This is a genomic window from Streptomyces sp. MnatMP-M17, assembly GCF_900091995.1.
Classification (GTDB): Bacteria; Actinomycetota; Actinomycetes; order Streptomycetales; family Streptomycetaceae; genus Streptomyces.
Map to the genome: position 1 here is coordinate 1 of NZ_FMDK01001210.1, position 1,024 is coordinate 1,024.

General features: G+C 69.9%; 1 protein-coding gene. It reads right to left on the bottom strand.

What is annotated here, in order from left to right; genetic code table 11:
- On the bottom strand, window positions 1–1,024 hold a 1,024-nt coding region (locus tag GA0115259_RS37890), incomplete at both ends, for a beta-ketoacyl reductase (protein WP_141716886.1).

Genomic DNA, 1,024 nt, shown 5'->3' on the forward strand with positions numbered 1-1,024 from the left:
CTGCGAATCCGTCGCCAACGCCTCACGCGGCGACATACCGAAGAACGCCGGATCGAACTCGCCAGCGTTCTGGAGGAATCCGCCCGAGCGGGTGTACGACGTACCGGCGTGGTCCGGATCAGGGTGGTAGAGCGATTCCACGTCCCAGCCACGGTTTGCCGGGAACTCGGAGATCGCGTCCGTGCCCTCGGTGACCAGCCGCCACAGATCCTCCGGCGACGCCACACCGCCCGGGAACCGGCAGCTCATCCCCACGACCACGATCGGATCGTCGGCCGTCGGCGGCAGGAGCCGGAGCGGAACCGACGCCTCGGTCTCGGTCTCGCTCCCGAACAGTTCGTCGCGGAGATGGTCCGCCAGAGCCGTCGCGGTCGGGTAGTCGAAGATCAGCGTGGCGGTGAGGCGCAGGCCGGTCACCGTACTCAGCCGGTTGCGCAGCTCGATCGCCGTCAGCGAGTCGAAGCCCAGCTCCCGGAACTGGGATACGGCGTCGACGGCTTCTCCGCCGGCGTGGCCGAGCACCAGCGCGACCTGGCTCCTCACGAGATCCAGAAGCGCCTCGCGTCGCTCCACGGGAGTGAGTCCGGCCAGCCGACCGATCAGACCGGTCGCGGTGGCCGATTCGGTCAACGCGCTCCGGCGCGAGCGTACTGGGATCAACGCCCCCAGTACGGCCGGTACTTCGCCCTGTGCCCGGAGCGCCGGAAGATCCAGCCGTACGGGTACGAGAGCCGCACGGCCCGTGGCAAGCGCGGCGTCGAAGAGCGCCACGCCCTGGTCGACGGAGAGCGGCGGCATGCCCGAGCGGGCCATCCTCCGCATGTCCGCCTCGGTGACACCGCCGGTCATGCCTCCTCCGGTCATGCCACCGATCTGATCCCAGGGACCCCAGGCCAGCGACACGCCCGGCAGGCCCTCGGTCCGTCGGCGTTCGGCGAGTGCGTCGAGGAAGGCGTTCGCGGCGGCGTAGTTGGCCTGCCCGGCGCCACCGAACACACCCGCCACGGAGGAGAAGACGACAAAC